The sequence below is a fragment of the Streptomyces sp. NPDC088554 genome (assembly GCF_044752945.1).
In the GTDB taxonomy this organism is placed as follows: domain Bacteria; phylum Actinomycetota; class Actinomycetes; order Streptomycetales; family Streptomycetaceae; genus Streptomyces.
Window position 1 is genome coordinate 25,259 of record NZ_JBIVMF010000030.1, and the last position, 19,505, is coordinate 44,763.

Annotated in this window: 11 protein-coding genes; 7 read left to right on the plus strand and 4 right to left on the minus strand. The window is 72.3% G+C overall.

Annotation, left to right across the window (positions count from 1 at the left end):
• Nucleotides 1–68 precede the first annotated feature (68 nt).
• The gene (locus ACIP8W_RS27580; protein ID WP_402205037.1) at nt 69–1,799 is read right to left on the minus strand and encodes a serine/threonine-protein kinase; all 1,731 of its coding nucleotides are present in this window, start codon (nt 1,797–1,799) and stop codon (nt 69–71) included.
• 541 nt (nt 1,800–2,340) lie between these two features.
• Here ACIP8W_RS27580 and ACIP8W_RS27585 point away from each other — a divergent pair.
• The 4 genes from ACIP8W_RS27585 to ACIP8W_RS27600 all read left to right on the plus strand — a co-directional run bounded on the left by ACIP8W_RS27585 (nt 2,341) and on the right by ACIP8W_RS27600 (nt 9,898).
• Nucleotides 2,341–5,943, plus strand: a complete 3,603-nt coding sequence (locus ACIP8W_RS27585; protein WP_402205039.1) for an FtsK/SpoIIIE domain-containing protein — start codon at nt 2,341–2,343, stop codon at nt 5,941–5,943.
• A gap of 343 nt (nt 5,944–6,286) precedes the next feature.
• Nucleotides 6,287–7,612: an ABC transporter substrate-binding protein gene (locus ACIP8W_RS27590; RefSeq protein ID WP_401952214.1), complete on the plus strand. Its 1,326-nt coding sequence runs from the start codon at nt 6,287–6,289 to the stop codon at nt 7,610–7,612.
• 4 nt (nt 7,613–7,616) lie between these two features.
• Nucleotides 7,617–9,020 carry a carbohydrate ABC transporter permease gene (locus ACIP8W_RS27595; RefSeq protein WP_401952211.1) on the plus strand — a complete coding sequence of 468 codons (1,404 nt, stop codon included), beginning with the start codon at nt 7,617–7,619 and terminating at the stop codon, nt 9,018–9,020.
• Nucleotides 9,017–9,898 (plus strand): carbohydrate ABC transporter permease, encoded by an 882-nt coding sequence (locus tag ACIP8W_RS27600; protein ID WP_401952208.1) that lies wholly within the window; start codon nt 9,017–9,019, stop codon nt 9,896–9,898. Before ACIP8W_RS27595 ends, ACIP8W_RS27600 begins: the two co-directional genes overlap by 4 nt.
• 59 nt (nt 9,899–9,957) lie before the next feature.
• On the opposite strand, the gene ACIP8W_RS27605 is transcribed toward ACIP8W_RS27600, so the two are convergent.
• The gene (locus ACIP8W_RS27605) at nt 9,958–10,593 is read right to left on the minus strand and encodes a TetR/AcrR family transcriptional regulator (protein ID WP_401952205.1); all 636 of its coding nucleotides are present in this window, start codon (nt 10,591–10,593) and stop codon (nt 9,958–9,960) included.
• A 196-nt stretch (nt 10,594–10,789) separates the two neighbouring features.
• Here ACIP8W_RS27605 and ACIP8W_RS27610 point away from each other — a divergent pair, with 196 nt between their 5' ends.
• Together ACIP8W_RS27610 and ACIP8W_RS27615 are read left to right on the plus strand one after the other, a co-directional pair.
• The gene (locus ACIP8W_RS27610) at nt 10,790–11,710 is read left to right on the plus strand and encodes an ABC transporter permease (RefSeq protein WP_401952203.1); all 921 of its coding nucleotides are present in this window, start codon (nt 10,790–10,792) and stop codon (nt 11,708–11,710) included.
• Nucleotides 11,711–11,843: 133 nt separating this feature from the next.
• Nucleotides 11,844–12,572 (plus strand): ABC transporter ATP-binding protein, encoded by a 729-nt coding sequence (locus tag ACIP8W_RS27615; RefSeq protein WP_401952816.1) that lies wholly within the window; start codon nt 11,844–11,846, stop codon nt 12,570–12,572.
• A gap of 126 nt (nt 12,573–12,698) precedes the next feature.
• Here the strand turns inward: ACIP8W_RS27615 and ACIP8W_RS27620 are convergent, their stop codons facing one another.
• Nucleotides 12,699–17,615: an NAD-glutamate dehydrogenase gene (locus ACIP8W_RS27620; RefSeq protein ID WP_402150181.1), complete on the minus strand. Its 4,917-nt coding sequence runs from the start codon at nt 17,613–17,615 to the stop codon at nt 12,699–12,701.
• A gap of 538 nt (nt 17,616–18,153) precedes the next feature.
• Here ACIP8W_RS27620 and ACIP8W_RS27625 point away from each other — a divergent pair.
• Nucleotides 18,154–18,711 (plus strand): DJ-1/PfpI family protein, encoded by a 558-nt coding sequence (locus ACIP8W_RS27625; protein ID WP_401952198.1) that lies wholly within the window; start codon nt 18,154–18,156, stop codon nt 18,709–18,711.
• 110 nt (nt 18,712–18,821) lie between these two features.
• On the opposite strand, the gene ACIP8W_RS27630 is transcribed toward ACIP8W_RS27625, so the two are convergent.
• On the minus strand, nt 18,822–19,493 hold the full coding sequence (locus ACIP8W_RS27630) for an HAD family hydrolase (RefSeq protein ID WP_402150183.1): 672 nt from the start codon (nt 19,491–19,493) through the stop codon (nt 18,822–18,824).
• Nucleotides 19,494–19,505 lie beyond the last annotated feature (12 nt).

Sequence of the window (19,505 nt, forward strand, 5' to 3'; positions counted from 1 at the left end):
GTGGTTCCCCTCCTCGGCGGGGGAATTGTCCCGCCCCGGGGGTTTCGCCCCGGGTGGCGCTACCGCCCTTAACCGGGACCCGAGCCCGAACCCGAGCCCGAACCCGAACCGGAACCGCTCAGTTCCGAGAACCAGCCCGACACCGTCGAGATCCCGTCACCGATCGCCTGCCAGTAGCTCTTGCCCTCGGCGATCCAGCTCTGGAGCGGGGTGAACTCCCAGATGAGCCAGCCCGCCACCACCATCAGCACGAGGGTGAAGAGGCAGCCCTTGAGACAGCCGAGGCCGGGGATCCTCATCGGGTTGGCGCTGCGCTGCCGGGGTTCGCGGGGCTCGCGCGGCGGCGCGGCCTGCCGGGGGGCGGGCCGCTGGGGCTGCTGTTGCTGTGCGGGCGGCGGGGGCGCGTACTGCTGCTGGGGCGGCGGAGGCGCGTAACGCTGCTGAGGCTGGGGCTGCTGCTGGGGCGGCTGCTGTTGCTGTTGCCGCTGGGGTGGGTACTGCTGGCGCGGCGGCCCCTGCGGCTGCCCCTGTGGCGGTCCCTGCCGGGGGTACGGCGCCACCGGCGGCGGCTGCTGGCGCTGCGGGCGGCGGCGCAGCGGGTCCTGGCCCGGGTCGAGGTACTGGACCTGGGTCTGCTCGTTGCGGTCGCGGGCGGCCTGGAGCTGCCCCTGCCAGGGGTGCGGGCCCTCGGGATCCTGCGGTACGGGCGGCATCATCGCGGTCGGATCGGCGCCGGGGGCTCCGGGGGCGCCCGGGGGGTGTCCGGGGCCGGCCGACGGCAGGACGCTGGTCGCCGCGCCGGGGTCGTACGAGGCCGCGTTGGTCGGCAGGACCTGGGTCATGGCCGCGTCGGCGCCCGCCTGCCCGTCCGTGGGCACCGGCGCGGGCGCCGGGTCCGGTACGAGGAGGGCGGCGACGCCGAGGGCGGCGTCGGCCTGGGCGGGCGTGGCGTGGGCGCCGACACCGGCGGCGACGGTCCGCAGGGCGCGGGCCAGGTTCTGGGCGCTGGGGCGCTGGTCGGGTTCCTTGCGCAGGCAGCGCTCGATGACCGTCCACAACGGCTCGGGCACGTCGGCGGGGCGCCGGGGCTCCTCGCTGAGATGGCGGTGGAGCACCTCCAGCGCCGTCGAACCGGCGAACGGGGGGCGGCCCGTGACCAGCTCGTACAGCAGGATGCCCGCGCCGTAGATGTCGACGGCGGAGGTCTGCGGGCGACCCTCGGCGGACTCGGGCGCGACGTAGGCGGGGGTGCCGACGAACTCGTGGGTCCTGGTCAGGCCCGGGGAGTCGGCGAGGCGCGCGATGCCGAAGTCGGTGAGCATCGGGTGCAGTTGGTCGCCGATGGTCCGCAGCAGGACGTTGGCGGGCTTGAGGTCGCGGTGGACGACGCCGTCGGCGTGGCTCGCGGCGAGCGCGTCCGCGATCTGGGCGGTCAGCAGAGCCGCGGCGACCGGGGTGAAGGGGCCGTTCTCCCGCAGATGGCGGTGCAGGTCGGGGCCTTCGACCAGGTCCATGACGAGGGCGAGGAGATCGCCCTCGACGACCAGGTCGCGGGTGCGCACGATGTTGGGGTGTGTGAGGCGCAGCAGTACGGAGCGCTCGCGCAGGAAGCGCATCACGACATCCGCGTCGTTCGCCAGCTCCTCCTTGAGGACCTTGATCGCGACGGTCTCGCCGGGCTGGCCGGTCACGGCCGCCTCGGCGCCCGCGGCCTCTCTCTGACGCGCCCGCCAGACGGTGCCGGTGGCGCCGCGTCCGATGGGCTCATCGAGCAGGTATTTGCTGCCTACGGGCCGCACGTCATGCGCTCCCTGCTGATCGTGGTCTTCACTGGTCCGTCGTGGTCCCGGTACCACCCGGCGGTCCCGGTCGCGGCCGGGTTTCCGACCCACTTTAGACCGACCGGTCGGGTCACCGGTCGGTCATCTTCCGCCGTCCACCCGATCCCTCCGCGCTCCCGCCCGGTTCCCGCCCGGTTCCCGTCGTGGTCCCGTCGTGGTCGCGTCGTGGTCGCGTTCGAAACAGAGACGCTGGCATCGTACGGATGGTTGCCGGGCCGCGCCGCCGCCGAACATCACACACGATCCCAAGCCGTAGCGAACCGGTACCCAAGCAGGCACTTTTGCGCCAACCCCCGACCATTCAAGATCACTTGTCGCCGGTCGCCGGGCGTGTTGTCAGCGGCAGGTGCGAGGATGCCCCCAGCACGTGACTGTGCGGAGTGGGGAATCACACCGTCCGTGCCGACCTGTACCGGACGACGCGTCCGTGCGTGGTGGGGGGGAATCACAGGGTTTCTCCCCTGCCGGGCACCCCGCGCAGAAGGGACCGCTGACGGCGATGCAGATCCGGCTGACCGTCCTCGCGCCGCGCGGCGGCCATGCCGCCGGGCGTTCGTGTGACGTGCTCGTCACCGCCCCGGCAGGGACGGCGCTGGTCGCCGTCGCCTCCGGCCTCGCCACCGCGGCCGCGGGACCGGACGCCTCCGGCACCGTCGTCCTGTACGCGGGCCGGGAGCGCCTCGACGCGCAGCGCTGCGCCCTCGGGGAGCCGCCGCTGATCGACGGAGCGGTGCTCTCCCTCCAGTTCCCCGGGGAGGACGACATCCCCACGGAGGACGCTCCCGCCCAGCTCCATGTGGTCGCGGGCCCCGACGCGGGCGGGGTGCACCTGCTGCACGGCGGGCAGATCAGGATCGGCCGCTCCGGCGACGCCGATGTCCCGCTGGACGACCCGGACGTGTCCCGGCTGCACTGCGCGGTGACGGTCGCGGAGGACGGCGGCGTCACGGTCGCCGACCTCCGCTCGACGAACGGGACGATCCTGGAGGGCGTCCGGGTCGGCGAGCGCCCGGTCAGGCTGGCCCCCGGCGCGCTGCTGCGGCTCGGCGAGTCCGCGCTCCGGCTCGCCTCCGGGGCGCGTACGGCCGCGCTGGAGACCGCGCCGGACGGCGAGGGCCATCTGCGCGTCGCCCGCCCGGCCGCTCCCGCCGAGCCGTCCCCGGACGCGGGCCCGTCGGCGTACGGCCCGGAGACCGGCGCGGACAGCGGTGGTACGGGCGCGGAGGGCGCCGCCCCGGGACAGCCCCGCGCCCCCCAGGGCGGCGCCCGCCCGACCGGCGCGTACGGCGCGGGGGGTTACGGCGCGGGCGCCCCGGCGGGCCCGCAGTACGGCGGCGCCCCCTCGGGCGAGCCCCGGGGCGGCGACGGCCGCACCGTCCAGGCGTACCGGACGGGGCCGTCGGGCCGGATCCCCGGGCCGCAGTTCGGCAGCCCGCGGTTCGGCTCCACCCAGTACGGCTCCCCGCCCGGCGCCCCCCGGGTCCCCGACCCGCGCAGCTCGGACACCCACTACAGCGACGATGCCCCCCGCAGCGACACGGACACGCACTACGGGGGCGCGCGCCCCCCGGCTGCCGGGGCCCCCGACGAGAGCGGGGGTCCGCACCGGACGCACAGCAGGGCGGCGGCGGACGGCGGCGCGGGCGACCGCGACGCGGCCGGTGAGCACAGCAGGACCACGAAGTCGCGGCGCCAGGAGACGGCGCCCCGGGGCACCGAGCCGTCCGACGCCGCGGCCCGCTGCCGGGGCGGGATAGGCGCTTGGGCGCGGCGGCTGGCGGGCGGCCGCGCCGAGGAGTTCCCGGAGGCCGTCCCCGGCCCCCTGAGCCCCGCCGGGGCCCCCGGCCGCGCGCCCCGCGCGGAGAGCTGGCCCGATCCGGCGACGGTGCTGTTGACCGCGCTCGGTCCCGGCCCCCGGCTGTGGGAGCGTGGCGGCGGCCACGCCGAGGCACTCGCCGTCCGGCTGGGCACGGCGGACCGCCCGGCGGCCGACGGGACGGGGCCGCTGCCCCTCGTGCCGGTGACGGTCGGGCTGCGCGAGGCCGGTTCGCTGGGGCTCGCGGGCCCGCGCGAGCGACTGACGGGGCTGGCCCGCTGGACGGTGTCGCAGCTCGCCGCGCTGCACTCCCCCACCGATCTGGAGATCGTGCTGATCAGCGCGGACCGGTCGAGGAGCCTGGGGCAGCGCAAGCGGGAGTGGGGCTGGCTGGGCTGGCTCCCCCACACCCGCCCGGCCCACGGCCAGGACTGCCGGCTGCTGCTGGCGTACGACCGCGAGCAGGCCGAGGCCAGGACCGCCGAGCTGGCCCGCCGGCTGGCCGAGGGACCGCTCGGCGCGGGCTGGGCATCGGCCGATCCGTGGACGGTCGCGGAGGCGGCGGCCCGCCACGACGGCCCGTACACCCTGGTGATCGTCGACGGCGACGCGGGCTCCGCGGCGCTGCGCGAGACGACGGCGCGGCTGGCCGCGGGCGGGGCCGCCGCCGGTATCCATCTGGTCTGTCTCGCCGAGACGCCGTCCGCCGCGCCGGACTCCCCGGTCGCCGCGACGTACGAGACGGCGTGCGCGGCCTCGCTCCCCTTCCGCGAGTGCGGGGCGGTCGCCCTGCTGAGCGGCGATGTGGCGACCTCGCTGCGCCTGTCGCGTACGGCGGTGGGGCAGCCCGCCGGGCAGGGCTCGCTGGCCGTCGTGGACGCCGTCTCCCCCGCCTGGGCCGAGCGCTTCGGCCGGGCGCTGGCGCCGCTGCGCGAGGCGGTGGGCAGCGACCGCGGACGGCCCGCCGCCGCGCTGCCGCGCTCGTCCCGGCTGCTGGACGAGCTGGGGCTGGCCAGGGCCACCCCGGCCTCCCTGATGGCCCGTTGGGCGTCGGCCGCGGACCGTACGGGCGACTGTACGGCGGTGCTCGGCGCGGGCCCGCGCGGTCCGGTGAGCGTCGATCTGCTGGAGGAGGGCCCGCATCTGCTGATCGAGGGCCCGGCCGGCAGCGGCCGTACGGAACTGCTCCGCTCCATCGCCGCCTCGCTGGCCGCCGCCGCCCGCCCCGACCGGCTGGGGCTGCTGCTGGTCGACGGCGCGGGCGGCGAGCGGGGCGAGGGGCTCTCCGTCTGTACGGAGCTGCCGCACGCCACCGAGCATCTGGTCGCCTCCGACCCGGTGCGGATGCGCCAGTTCGCCCAGGCGCTGGGCGGGGAGCTGAAGCGGCGCGCCGAGTTGCTGGGGCGGCTGCACTTCAGCGAGTGGCACAGCCGTCAGGAGGTGGCGGACCGGATGATCGGGCAGCGCGCGCCGAACGGCGCGGAACAGCGGGCGGCCCGACGCGGCGAGCCGCGCCCCGACCCGTTCCGTACAGAACACCGCGCGGACACACAGCGCGGCGACACACAGCGCGGCGACACCCACCGCTCCGACACCCACCGCACGGACACGCACCGCTCCGACCAGCGCGGCGATGTGGAGTCGCAGGCCAGCGGCAGCCTCCGGATCCGGCCCAGCGCCTCGGCCACCGGCCAGGGCCGGGAGCAGGGCCAGGTCCAGGGCCGGGAGCAGGGCGCGCCACCGCCCCCGCTGCCCCGGCTCGTCGTGCTCGTGGACGACTTCGACGCGCTGATCGCGCCCGCGCTCGGGAGCCCGGGCCGTCCCGCCGCCGGTTCCGTCGTGCGCGCGCTGGAGGCGGTGGCGCGGGACGGCGAGCGGCTCGGCGTCCACCTGGTGGCCGCCTCGGCCCGCCCCGACCGTACGGTCGACACGGAGCTGGCGCACGGCGCGCGGCTGCGGGTCGTGCTGGACGCGCCGCCGCCGGCGCCCGCCCCCGGCGAACCGGCCCCCGGCCGGGGCAGGCTGGGCCATCCGGACGGCCGGGTCACCCTGTTCCAGGGCGGCAGGGTCACCGGCCGCATTCCGCGTACGGCGACGCTGCGGCCCACCGTGGCCGTCCTGGAGTGGGAGCGGATGGGCGACCCGCCCGCCCGCCGCCCGGTCAGGGAGCTGGGGAACGGTCCGACGGACCTGGCCCTGCTCGCCAGCGCGCTGGAACGGGCGGCCCGTTCCGTCGACGCCGTCCCGGTCGCCCCACTGACCCCGGCCCACTCCCAGGGCGGATGACCACACGTCACGAGCCCATCACGATCAGCGAGTCGGCCCCCTGACCGGTATTGCGGCCCTCGGCCACCCGGCGTAGGACTGTGCGCACGGACAAGTGCAGCGCGGCCCCCGGCAGATGGCCGCGCTGCCGGTTCCGTACACGCTGATACGTATGCACAACAGGAGAGACGGGGCAGTGATGCGCACCACTCGCACGGGACACAGGAGTCTCGGCACCGGCACAACGAGCACTGGCACAACGGACACCGGCCAGGCACGAACCGGCCAAACAGCCACCAGCCAGGCACACACCGGCCAACCGGGCACACGGATAAGCACCGGCCGGGGCGGGCGCCGGGCCGCCGTGGCTCTGCTCACCGTCGGCGCGCTGGCCCTCACCGGCTGCGGCGGCGGCTCCGAGGACGACCCCAAGGCCAAGGATCCGACGGGCGCGGCCCCCGGCGCCACGGTCGTACTGCCGAAGCTCGACGGGGAGAACATCCAGGTCGCGGCCGTCTGGACCGGCGCCGAGCAGAAGAACTTCACCAAGGTGCTGACCGAGTTCGAGAAGCGCACCGGCGCGACGGTCACCTTCGTGCCCGCGCAGGACCCCATCGTCAACTTCCTCGGTACGAAGATCGCGGGCGGCGCTCCCCCGGACGTGGCGATGCTCCCGCAGGTCGGCGCGGTCCAGCAGGCGGTCGAGAAGAAGTGGGCCAAGCCGGTCGGCCCGGAGGCCACGGCCCAGTTGGAGAAGAACTACGGCAAGGGCTGGCGGGAGCTCGGCGCGGTCGACGGCACGCAGTACGGCGTGTACTTCAAGGCCGCCAACAAGTCGCTGATCTGGTACAATAACGCCGCGTTCGAGAACGCGGGCGCCTCCGCCCCGGCCACCTGGAAGGACTTCCTGGCGACGGCCGAGACGATCTCGGCCTCGGGTGTCACCCCGGTCTCGGTCGGCGGCGCGGACGGCTGGACCCTCACCGACTGGTTCGAGAACATCTATCTCTCCCAGGCGGGCCCGGAGAAGTACGACCAGCTGGCCCGGCACGAGATCAAGTGGACCGACGCGTCCGTGACGGACGCGCTGGCCACGCTCGGCCAGCTCTTCGGCAGGCCGGAGCTGATCGCGGGCGGCACGGACGGCGCGCTCCAGACGGAGTTCCCGGCGTCCGTCACCCAGACCTTCACCGGCGGCGACCAGCCCAAGGGCGCGATGGTCTTCGAGGGGGACTTCGTCGCCGTCAACATCGGGGAGACCGACGCGAAGATCGGTACGGACGCGAAGGTCTTCCCGTTCCCGGCGGTCGGCGCCGACTCCCCGGTAGTGACGGGCGGCGACGCGGCCGTGGCGCTCAAGGACACCAAGGGCGCGCAGGCCCTGCTGACCTTCCTGGCCTCGGCGGACGCCGCGCGAATCTGGGCGGCGTCCGGTGGTTTCGTCTCGCCGAACAAGTCCCTGGACGTGGCCGCGTATCCGGACGACATCCAGCGCGACATCGCCGAGGCGCTGATCGCGGCGGGCGACGACTTCCGCTTCGACATGTCGGACCAGATGCCGCAGTCGTTCGGCGGCACGCCCGGCAAGGGCGAGTGGAAGGCCCTCCAGGACTTCCTGAAGAACCCGAAGGACATCGCCGGTGTCCAGCGGCAGCTCGAAGAGGGCGCGGCCAAGGCGTACAAGAGCTGATGGGATGAGTGCGGCGGACAGGGGAGGCGCCGTGCCTCCCGTACCGGACACGCGCACAAGCGCGCCGGACACACGTCACAGCGCGCCGAACGCACGCCGGAGCGCGCCGGCCACACGTCGGAGCGTGACAGCCACCCGTAAAACCATCGCGGCCGGATTCCTGCTGCCCGCGCTGGTGCTGCTGGGCGCGCTCGTGGTCTACCCCATCGGGTTCTCGGTCTACCGTTCCTTCTTCGACAAGTCCGGCGACCACTTCGCCGGGCTGGACAACTACATCGAACTCTTCACCGACGACACCATCCTGACCGCCGTCAAGAACAACGCGATCTGGCTGGCCGTCGCGCCGACCGTCGCCACCGCGCTGGGTCTGATCTTCGCCGTCCTCACCGAACGGGTGCGCTGGGGAACGGCGTTCAAGCTGATCGTCTTCATGCCCATGGCGATCTCGATGCTCGCCGCGGGCATCATCTTCCGGCTGGTGTACGAGCAGGATCCGAGCCGCGGCATCGCCAACGCGGTCGCGGTCGGGGTGCACGACACGTTCAGCGAGTCGGCGGGCTACCCGAAGGCGCATCCACTGCCCGTCCATCCGCTGGAGCCGGACGGCGACGGCGGCTTCGTCACCGAGCGGCCGGTGCGCGCCGGTACGCAGGTGCCGCTGCCCCTGGTCGGTGTCGCCCCGGCGAAGATGCCCGCCGACGCGCTCCCCGCCGAGGCCGCGCGGCCGGACGGGGACCGGGTCACCGGGACGGCCTGGCTGGACTTCACCCCGGGCGGCGGCGGGAGACCCAACGCCATCGACCCGGGCGAACGCGGCCTCGGGGGGCTCGTGGTGGAGGCGGTCAGGGACGGCGAGGTCGTCGCCTCCGCCACCGCCTCCGCGAACGGTACGTTCAGCCTGCCCGCGGCCGCCGACGGCGCCCTGCTCCGGCTCCCGGAGTCCAACTTCCGGGAGCCGTACAACGGGGTGGAGTGGCTCGGCCCGGCCCTGGTCACCCCGGCGATCATCGGCAGCTATCTGTGGATGTGGGCCGGGTTCGCGATGGTGCTGATCGCCGCGGGTCTGGCGAGCGTGCCCCGCGAGCTGCTGGAGGCGGCGCGGGTGGACGGCGCCGGGGAGTGGCAGGTCTTCCGGCGGATCACCGTGCCGCTGCTGGCGCCGGTCCTCGCGGTCGTCATGGTCACGCTGATGATCAATGTGCTGAAGATCTTCGACCTGGTCCTCATCATTCCGCCCGGCTCCTCTCAGGCCGACGCGAACGTACTGGCGCTCCAGCTGTACCGCTCGTCGTTCGGCACCGACGCGGATCTCGGGGTGGGCAGCGCCATCGCCGTACTGCTGCTCCTGCTCGTGATCCCCATGATGCTGATCAACGTGCGCAGGACGCGAAGGGAGACCCGCCGATGACCGCCCGGAACGCCACGGCCGTGGCGAAGGAGTCCCTCGGCGCCCGGATCGCGGCGCGGGCGGGCGGTGGCGCGGTACGGATCTTCCTGATCCTGGTCGGCCTGTTCTGGCTGATGCCGACGATCGGCCTGCTGATCTCGTCGCTGCGCGACCCGGCGGACATCAGCGCGAGCGGCTGGTGGCAAGTGTTCACCGCGCCCGCCCAGCTGACCACCGACAACTACGCGCGGCTGCTGGAGAACGACACGATCACCCACTCGCTGTTCTCCACGATCATGATCACCGTCCCGTCGACGGTCCTGGTCGTGGCGTTCGGCTCGCTGGCCGCGTACGCCTTCGCCTGGCTGGACTTCCCCGGCCGGGACTGGTGGTTCCTGGTGGTCGTGGGGCTGTTGGTGGTTCCGGTGCAGGTGGCGCTGGTTCCGGTGGCGAAGCTCTTCGGCGCGATCGGTATTTTCGAGACGACTTTCGGGGTGATCCTCTTCCATGTCGCGTTCGGCCTGCCGTTCGCGGTCTTCCTGCTGCGCAACTTCTTCGCGGAGATCCCGCGCGAGCTGCTGGAGGCCGCCCGGCTCGACGGGGCGGGCGAGATACGGCTGTTCACCCGGGTCGTCCTGCCGCTCGGCGGTCCGGCCATCGCCTCGCTCGGCATCTTCCAGTTCCTCTGGGTCTGGAACGACATGCTGGTCGCGCTGATCTTCGCGGACTCCAAGAACCCGCCGATCACGGTCGCGCTCCAGCAGCAGGTACGGCAGTTCGGCAACAACATCGACGTACTGGCGCCGGGCGCGTTCGTCTCGATGGTGATCCCGCTGGTCGTGTTCTTCGCGTTCCAGCGGCAGTTCGTCTCCGGAGTGATGGCCGGAGCCGTCAAATAGCCCCGGAATAGGCGCGCGCAAGCGCTGGTACGGGTGGGCCGGGCCCGACCGGCCCGCCCCTACCTGCCCAGCGCGGCGACCGCCGAGGCCGCCAGATCGTCCAGATACCCCCGGGGCAGCGGGCTGCGCACGACCACCAGCCGCCAGTAGAGCGGCCCCACGATCAGGTCCAGGGCCCGGTCCGCGTCCGCCCCCTCGGGCAGCTCGCCGCGTTCCACCGCCTCCCGGACGATCACCGCGGCGATGCCCCGCTGACCGTCGAGCAGCGCCGACCTGATCGCGTCGGAGATCTCGGGCTGTCTGGCCGCCTCCACCAGCAGATCCGGGATGACCTGCGAGGCGACCGGGTGGCGCAGCGCGTGGGAGGCGACTTCGAGCAGGGCGCGCACGTCCCCGTACAGCGAACCGGTCGACGGGGCCGGCAGCCCCTGCGCGGCGAAGGCCGAGAGCAGGTCGAGGACCAGCTCCAGCTTGGACTTCCAGCGGCGGTAGACGGCGGTCTTGCCGACCCCGGCCCGGCGCGCGATGCCCTCGATGGACATCCGCGCGAACCCGACCGCGGCCAGTTCCTCGAAGACGGCCGCGCGGATGGCGTCGGTCACATCCTCCCGCAGTACAGCGGCGCCCGCCGGGACGCGGCGGGGGGTGCGGGGGGCCGTCGGGGGGCCGGGTTCCGTAGTCATCACCGCGAGCATAACGCCATCGACGTCACGACGGGACGGTTGCGTTGCGACGTAACTGGATCTACCTTTGGCGTTACGACGGTACGGGATCGTTCCGGCGTCAGGGGTCGCGTACCCCGCCGTACCGCATGTCCCTCCCGCACCTCCCGTACCCGCGTTCAGTCCCGTCCCGCATCAGCGCCCATCACACCCGTCGAAAGCGACACCTGTGAGCCAGACGATCGCACCGACCACCACACCGGTCCCGGAGCACCCGGCCGAGACCGATCTCAGCGCCCTCGCCCTGCGGCACGGCCTGTCCGTGAGCGGCGCCCGCCCGACCCTGTCCGTCTACACCGGACAGCTCTGGTCGCGCCGGCACTTCATCACCGCGTTCGCCACCGCACGGCTGACCGCCCAGTACAGCCAGGCGAAGCTCGGCCAGATCTGGCAGATCATGACCCCGCTGCTCAACGCGACGGTCTACTACTTCATCTTCGGCGTGCTGCTGAACACCAAGCGCGGGGTCTCCGACTTCATCCCGTTCCTGGTCACGGGCGTCTTCATCTGGACCTTCACCGCGAACTCGATCATGGCGGGCACCCGCGCCATCTCCGGCAACCTCGGACTCGTCCGGGCGCTGCACTTCCCGCGCGCCGCCCTGCCGATCGGGCTCGCCCTCCAGCAGCTCCAGCAGCTGCTGTTCTCGATGGGCGCGCTCGTGGTGATCCTGGTCTGCCTGGGCCAGTACCCGCGGCCCGTCTGGCTGCTCGCGGTGCCCGCCCTGCTGCTCCAGTCGCTGTTCAACACCGGGGTCTCGCTCGCGGTGGCGCGGCTCGCCGCCAGGACCCCGGACATCTCGCAGCTGATGCCGTTCCTCCTGCGCACCTGGATGTACGTGTCCGGTGTGATGTGGAGTGTCGACAGGGTGACCAGCGGCGACCATCTGCCGCGCGTCGTCACGGTGGCCCTGGAGTGCAATCCGGCCGCCGTCTACATCGATCTGATGCGCTTCGCGCTCGTCGACAGCTTCACCGCCGCCCAGCTCCCCGCGCACGTCTGGGCCGTCGCGCTCGGCTGGGCCGTGCTCGCGAGCGTCGGCGGATTCCTGTTCTTCTGGAAGGCCGAGGAGGAGTACGGACGTGGCTGAGGAAACCGCCCCGGGGACCCCGGAGAACACCACCGGAACCCGGGAAACCGCCCCCGAAACCCGGGAAACCCCCACCGGAACCCCGGACAACACCCCCGAGCCCACCCCCACCGTCGTCGTCGACGGCGTCCACATCACCTATCAGGTGCACGGCACCAAGGGCGGCCGGGGCAGCGCCACCGCCGCCCTCAGCCGGATCGTCTCGCGGAAGCCCGCGCCCGGCGTACGCGAGGTGCACGCCGTCAAGGGCGTCAGCTTCGCCGCGTACAAGGGCGAGGCCATCGGCCTCATCGGCTCCAACGGGTCCGGCAAGTCGACCCTGCTCAAGGCCGTCGCGGGGCTGCTGCCGCCGACCCGGGGCCGGATCTTCACCCAGGGCCAGCCCTCGCTCCTGGGCGTGAACGCCGCGCTGATGGGCGATCTCACCGGCGAACGCAATGTCATCCTCGGCGGGCTGGCGATGGGCATGTCACGCGAACAGGTCAAGGACCGCTACGACGACATCGTCGACTTCTCCGGGATCAACGAGAAGGGCGACTTCATCTCGCTGCCCATGCGCACCTACTCCTCGGGCATGGGCGCCCGGCTGCGCTTCTCCATCGCCGCCGCCAAGAGCCATGACGTCCTGCTGATCGACGAGGCGCTGTCCACCGGCGACGCCCGCTTCCAGCGGCGCAGCCAGCAGCGCATCGCCGAGCTGCGCGAGGAGGCGGGCACGGTCTTCCTGGTCAGCCACAGCAATCAGTCCATCCTCGAAACCTGCGACCGGGCGCTCTGGCTGGAGTCGGGGACGCTGCGGATGGACGGCCCGGCGGAGGAGGTCGTCGCGGCGTACGACGAGTTCACGAACCGGAAGAAGTAGCACCGGCCGGTACGCGCGTACCGGTACGCGAAGGGGCGCCCCGCTCGTGCTGAGCGGGGCGCCCCTCGTCGTACCGGCGGCCGTACAAGCCCGTACCGTGCGGCCCGTACAAGGCTGCGCAAGCCGTCAGCTGTGTGTACGCAGCAGCGTCCGCATCGTCCGCATCGCCACCGACAGGTTCGCCAGATCGAACGCGTCCGAGCTCCGGATCTCGTCCAGCGTGGTGCGCGAGCGCCCGATGATCGCCGCGTTCTTCAGCTCCCAGGCCGCGAAGCGCTCCTCCGGTGTCGAGCTGCCGTCACCCACCGCCAGCACATCCGCCGTGAGGGCCGCGTGTGCCGCGTACAGGTCCTCGCGGATGGAGGCGCGGGCCATGGACTGCCAGCGGTCCGCCCTCGGCAGATCGATGATCCGGTCCATCAGCTGAGTGATCTTCAGCCGGTCACCGAGGTCGTAGTACACCTCGGCGACGTCCAGCGGATCCTGGTCCGTACGGTCCGCGATGGCCACGATGTCGAGCGTCGGGAAGGCCGAGGAGAACCCGGCCACCCGCACCGCCAGCTCCTCCGGAACGCCCGCGGCGGTCAGCTCGTCCAGGATCCCCTGGTACCACTCCAGCTCCGTACCGCGCAGCATCGTGGAGAGCTGCGCCCAGACCCGCTCCACGCGCGCCGCGAAGAACTCGATGGTCCCGGCGATCTCCAGCGGCTGCGGCCGGTTGCCCAGCAGCCAGCGCGTCCCGCGCTCGACCAGTCGGCGCGAGTGCAGCCGGATGCGGGTCTGGACGGCGGCGTCGACCTGGTTGTCCAGCGCCTCGACCGCGTCCCAGACCGCGTTCAGCCCGAAGATCTCCCGGGCCGCCGTCTGCGCCCGGACGATCTCCTCGATCGAGGCCCCCGTCTCCTCGCGCAGCCGGTGCAGGAAGGTCGAGCCACCGGCGTTGACGGTGTCGTTGACCAGCACCGTCGTGATGATCTCGCGGCGCAGCGCGTGCGCGTCGATCTGCTCGGCGAACCGCTCGCGCAACTGCTGCGGGAAGTACGCGTGCAGCAGCTTGCGCAGATACGGGTCGTCCGGCAGCTCCGTGTGGATCAGCTCGTCCGCCGCCGTGATCTTCGTGTAGGCGAGCAGCACGGCCAGCTCGGGCTGGGACAGCCCCTTGCCGGAGTTGAGCAGCTCGCGGACCTGCCGGTCGGCCGGCAGGAACTCCAGTGCCCGGTCGAGATGCCCGTCCCGCACCAGCCGGCGCATGAACCGCTGGTGCGCGTGGAGCAGCGACGGCGCCTGGGCCTGGGCGTTGCCGAGCGCGGTGTTCTGCGCGTAGTTGTTGCGCAGGACGAGCGCGCCGACCTCGTCGGTCATCTCCGCGAGCAGCTTGTTGCGCTGCTTGACGGTCATGTCGCCCTCGGTGACCAGCGCGTTGAGCAGGATCTTGATGTTCACCTCGTGGTCGGAGGTGTCCACGCCCGCGCTGTTGTCGATGGCGTCGGTGTTGACCTTGCCGCCCTCGCCGCCCGCCCCGCGCCGGGCGAACTCGATCCGGCCGAGCTGGGTCAGCCCCAGGTTGCCGCCCTCGCCGACGACCTTGGCCCGCAGATCCTCGCCGTTGACCCGGATCGCGTCGTTGGCCTTGTCGCCGACATCGGCGTTGGACTCGGTGGACGCCTTCACGTACGTACCGATGCCGCCGTTCCACAGCAGGTCCACCGGCGACTGGAGGATCGCCTTCATCAGCTCGGCGGGGGTCAGCTTGGTGACGCCCGGCTCGATGCCGAGGGCCTCGCGGACATGCGCGTTGACGGGGATCGACTTGGCGGTACGGGGATGGATGCCGCCGCCCTGGGACAGCAGCGTCTTGTCGTAGTCGGCCCAGGAGGAGCGCGGCAGCTCGAACAGCCTGCGGCGCTCGGCGTACGAGGTGGCCGCGTCCGGGTGCGGATCGAGGAAGATGTGCCGGTGGTCGAAGGCCGCGACCAGCCGGATGTGCTCGGAGAGCAGCATCCCGTTGCCGAAGACGTCACCGGACATGTCGCCGACGCCGACGACCGTGAAGTCCTCGGTCTGGGTGTCGTGGCCGTACTCGCGGAAGTGCCGCTTCACGGACTCCCAGGCGCCACGCGCCGTGATGCCCATGCCCTTGTGGTCGTAGCCCGCGCTGCCGCCGGAGGCGAAGGCGTCCCCGAGCCAGAAGTCGTACGCGACCGCGACGTCGTTGGCGATGTCGGAGAAGCTCGCGGTGCCCTTGTCGGCGGCGACGACGAGATAGGTGTCGTCCCCGTCGTGGCGGACCACATCGGCCGGGGGCACGACCTCGCCCGCGACCATGTTGTCGGTGATGTCGAGCAGCGCCGAGATGAAGATCTTGTACGAGGCGATGCCCTCGGCGAGCCAGGCGTCCCGGTCCGCGGCCGGGTCGGGCAGCTGCTTGGCGACGAAGCCGCCCTTGGCGCCGACCGGCACGATCACGGTGTTCTTGACCATCTGCGCCTTGACCAGGCCGAGGATCTCCGTACGGAAGTCCTCGCGCCGGTCCGACCAGCGCAGACCACCGCGGGCGACCTTGCCGAAGCGCAGATGGACGCCCTCGACACGCGGGGAGTACACCCAGATCTCGTACGCGGGACGGGGCGCGGGCAGGTCGGGGATGGCCTGCGGGTCGAACTTCATCGACAGGTAGGAGTGCGGCGTGCCGCTCTTGGCACGCTGGAAGAAGTTGGTCCGCAGCGTGGCCTTGATGAGTGTGAGGAAGGACCGCAGGATCCGGTCCTCGTCCAGGCTCGCGACCTGGTCGAGGGCGCCGTCCAGCTCCTCCAGCATGGCCTCCGTCAGCTCCGTGCCGGCGCGCTGGCGCTCCGGCGACATCCGGGCCTCGAAGAGGGAGATCAGCAGCCGGGTGGTGTGGACGTTGTCCCGGAGGGTGTCCTCCATGTAGTCCTGGCTGAAGGTCGCGCCGGACTGGCGCAGGTACTTGGCGTACGCGCGCAGCACCATCGCCTGCCGCCAGTCGAGACCGGCCCGCAGGACGAGCGAGTTGAAGCCGTCGTTCTCCGCGGCCCCGGTCCAGACGGCGGCGAAGGCGTTCTGGAAGCGCTCGCGGTCGTCCTCGGTCAGGTAGTCGCCGCCGGATCCGGTCGGGGGCAGCCGCAGCCCGAAGTCGTAGATCCAGGCGTGGGTACGGTCGGCGCAGCGCAGCTCGTACGGGCGCTCGTCGACGACCTCGACCCCGAGCCGCTGGAGCACCGGGAGCACGGCGGACAGGGAGACCTGCTCGCCGGATCGGTAGATCTTGAAGCGGCGCTCGCCGGGGCCCGCGCCGACCGGCTCGTACAGGGAGAGCGAGAAGTCGGCCTCGGAGGTGCTCAGCGCCTCCAGATGGGCCAGGTCGGCCACTGCCGCGCGCGGGGTGTGGTCGGCCTTGTAGCCCTCGGGGAAGGCCGATCCGTACCGCCGCAGCAGCTCGGCCGCGCGCTCCTCGCCGCACTCCGAGTTCAGCGCCTCGCCGAAGGCGTCGGCCCAGGAGCGGGCCGCCTCGACGAGCCGGGCCTCGATCCGGTCGGTGTCGGCGTCGGTGAGCTTGACCAGCGCGGTACCCCGGGGGACCCGGACGACGAAGTGCAGCCGGGAGAGAATCGATTCTGTGTTCCAGGCGGTGAAGTCGACGCTGGTCCCGCCCAGCTCCTCCTTGAGGATGTCGATGAGCCGCAGCCGCACCCCGGTGGTGTAGCGGTCGCGCGGCAGATAGACCAGGGCCGAGTAGTAGCGCCCGTACTCGTCCTGCCGGAGGTAGAGCCGCAGCCGCCGGCGCTCCTGGAGGTAGAGCACGCTGGTGGCGATCGCGCACAGCTCGTCCACGGGCGTCTGGAACAGCTCGTCGCGCGGGTAGGTCTCCAGGATCTGGAGCAGATCGCGGCCGTCATGGCTGTCGGGCAGGAAGCCCGCGACCTTCAGGACCTCGGCGACCTTCCGCCGGATCACCGGGACACGCCGGACGGACTCGGTGTACGCGGCCGAGGAGAAGAGGCCCAGGAAGCGCCGCTCCCCGATGACGTTGCCCTTGGCGTCGAACTTCTTCACCCCGACGTAGTCGAGATAGCTGGGCCGGTGGACGGTGGCCCGGCTGTTGGCCTTGGTGAGGACGAGCAGCTTGTGCTCACGGGCCTTGGCGCGCGCGTCGGCGGGCAGCCGGCTGAAGGAGGGGCTGACCGGGTGGTCGTCGCCCTGGCCGTGGAGCGGGTCGGAGCGCAGCACACCGAGCCCGGTGCCGGGCACGGCGGTCAGGGCGTCGCCGTCCGTCAGCTGATACTCGCGGTAGCCGAGGAAGGTGAAGTGGTCGGCGGCGAGCCAGCGCAGCAGCTCACGGGCCTCCTCGACCTCCTGGTCACGCAGATCGTCCGCGGTCGGCTCGCCGGGCAGCTCCTCGGCGATCCGCAGCGCGGCGCCGCGCATCTTCTCCCAGTCCTCGACGGTCTCCCGGACGTCGGACAGGACGCGCAGCAGGTCGGAGGCCATCTGCTGGAGGTCGGAGCGGTCGGTCTCGCGGTCGGTCTCGACGTGGATCCACGATTCGGTGACCGCGTCGTGCGGGCGCTCCGCCGAGGCGGCGCCCTCGGGAAGCACCTCGATCAGCTTGCCGGTGACATCACGGCGCACCACGATCTGCGGGTGGATCACCACATGGATCCCGCGGTTCTGCCGGGACAGCTCGTTGGTGACGGAGTCGACGAGGAAGGGCATGTCGTCCGTGACGACCTCGACCACGGAGTGGCTGCACGTCCACCCGTTCTCCTCGACCGTCGGCGTGTGGACCCGCACGTTGGCCGTGCCCTGGGGGCGGTTCCCCGCGAGCCGGTAGTGCGAGAGCGCGGCCCCGACGACATCGACGGGATCGCGGCCCGTCAGATCCTCGGGGGCGGTGTGCAGGTAGTAGCGCTGGAGGTACGCCAGCAACGCGTCCCGGCCGGGGCCGCCCGGACCGTCATTCTCAGCGGATCGGGCCGCCTGTGCGAGCAACTCGGCCTTGGCTTCGTCCAGCTTGGTCTGCATGTCCTCTGGCTCCTGTCGCGCGCCGTTGCGTGACGTAGGTGAAGGAAGCGACACAACGCCACGACGCGGGGGTTTCCGGTCTGACTCGACGTTATGCCGCCATGAGAGATGTCCGGGGCCTTATCGACCAGGTTCGGCCGGCCCGGCGTGAAGGGATCATCGACCGCCCGGTCGCGGAGGCGCTCCGGGCGCAGGCCGGGGGCTTCGCTGCCCCCACGGCGTATCGCGCTGATCACGAGCACCAGGCTATCTCTCCCCGGCGGAGGACCGTCACGAGCCGGTTCGGCGTGGAACGCGGCCGCGAGTTGGACACTTTGGACGCTCCGGACAGTGACACGTACGTGTGAGACCTCCACGGGCCCGTACAGCGGCGGCCATACGGCGGCAGACTGGCCGAAGCGGACAGACCGGCGCGTTCCGCTCGCCCCGGTCCACGCCGCCCTCGAAAGCCAGACGTCATCAAGAAGTCACACAGCCGTATCCGGCACCGCTCCTGCTTCCGGCCCACCCCGGCCGGCCGATATCTCCCGGAGAAGCCATGACAGCCAAGATCCTGATCGTCACCGGCGACGCCGCCGAATCCCTCGAAGTCCTCTATCCGTACCAACGCCTGCGCGAGGAGGGGTACGAGGTCCATATCGCGGCTCCCTCCCGCAAGACGCTCCGGTTCGTGGTCCATGACTTCGAGCCGGGCTTCGACACCTACACCGAGAAGCCCGGTTACACCTTCCCCGCCGACCTGGCGTTCTCCGAGGTCGAGCCGGGGCAGTACGCCGCCGTGGTGATCCCCGGCGGGCGCGCCCCCGAATATCTGCGCGGCGACCCGGAGCTGCGCAAGATCCTCAAATCCTTCTTCGACGCCGACAAGCCGGTGGCCCAGATCTGTCACGGCCCCCTGCTGACGGCCGCGATCGGCGGGCTGGCCGGGCGCAGGGTCACGGCCTATCCGGCCCTGGAGATCGATATGCAGACGGCGGGCGCGGCCTTCGAGGACACGGAGGTGGTGGTCGACGGCGCCCTGGTCTCCGCCCGCGCCTGGCCCGACCACTCGGCCTGGATGCGCGAGTTCCTGAAGGTGCTGCGCGCGGCGGGCTGACGCCGCGTCCGGGCGGGCGCGGGCGGGGCGGGAGTGGGCGGGGCTCGGGCCGCGTCCCGCCCGCCCGGCCCGCCTGCCCGGGTCGGGTCGGATCGGGCCCCCGGGCCGGGTCAGGAGGTCAGCTCCCGCGCCGTCGCGACCGCTTCCGCGAGGCTGTCGACCACCGGGACGCCGACCGCCTCCAGACTGGCCCTGCTGTTCGAGCCGCCGGTGTAGAGCACCGCCCGCGCGCCGACATGCGCCGCCGCCACCGCGTCGTCGACCGCGTCGCCGATCACCACCGTACGGCCGGGGGCTATTCCGCCCGCCGCCGCCAGCTCGGTCAGATGGCGCTCCAGATGGAGCGCCTTGCTGCCGCCGGAGGGGCCCGTACGCCCGTCGATCCGGACGAAGTGGCGCTCGATCCCGAACGTCCGCACCACGGGCACCAGCTCCTCGTGGGCGTACATGCTCAGCAGCGACTGGCTCCCGCCGTCCAGCGCCCACTGCGTGAGCAGCTCCTCGACGCCCGCCGTCAGCCCGCAGCCGACCCGTCGCTCGGTGTAGTGCCGGTGGAAGGCCGCGTCCATGACGGCCCACTCGTCGTCGCTCGGCAGACGGCCCATCAGCCGCTCGTAGAACCGCGGGATCGGCACGCGGTACAGCTCGCGGTAGCGGTCCAGCGTGATGGGCTCCAGGCCGATGTCCGCGAAGGCGGCGTTGGTCGCCCCGATGACCGCCTGGATGTCATCGAGGATGGTCCCGTTCCAGTCCCAGACCAGATGCGTGGTGTGCTTCCCCATGCCCGAAACCGT

What these genes read in the sequence shown, in the direction of transcription:
- ACIP8W_RS27595 (WP_401952211.1), top strand. Translation starts at nt 7,617, where the DNA reads ATGAGTGCGGCGGACAGGGGAGGCGCCGTGCCTCCCGTACCGGACACG.
- ACIP8W_RS27605 (WP_401952205.1), bottom strand. Translation starts at nt 10,593, where the DNA reads ATGCTCGCGGTGATGACTACGGAACCCGGCCCCCCGACGGCCCCCCGC.
- ACIP8W_RS27585 (WP_402205039.1), top strand. Translation starts at nt 2,341, where the DNA reads ATGCAGATCCGGCTGACCGTCCTCGCGCCGCGCGGCGGCCATGCCGCC.
- ACIP8W_RS27625 (WP_401952198.1), top strand. Translation starts at nt 18,154, where the DNA reads ATGACAGCCAAGATCCTGATCGTCACCGGCGACGCCGCCGAATCCCTC.
- ACIP8W_RS27630 (WP_402150183.1), bottom strand. Translation starts at nt 19,493, where the DNA reads ATGGGGAAGCACACCACGCATCTGGTCTGGGACTGGAACGGGACCATC.
- ACIP8W_RS27600 (WP_401952208.1), top strand. Translation starts at nt 9,017, where the DNA reads ATGACCGCCCGGAACGCCACGGCCGTGGCGAAGGAGTCCCTCGGCGCC.
- ACIP8W_RS27620 (WP_402150181.1), bottom strand. Translation starts at nt 17,615, where the DNA reads ATGCAGACCAAGCTGGACGAAGCCAAGGCCGAGTTGCTCGCACAGGCG.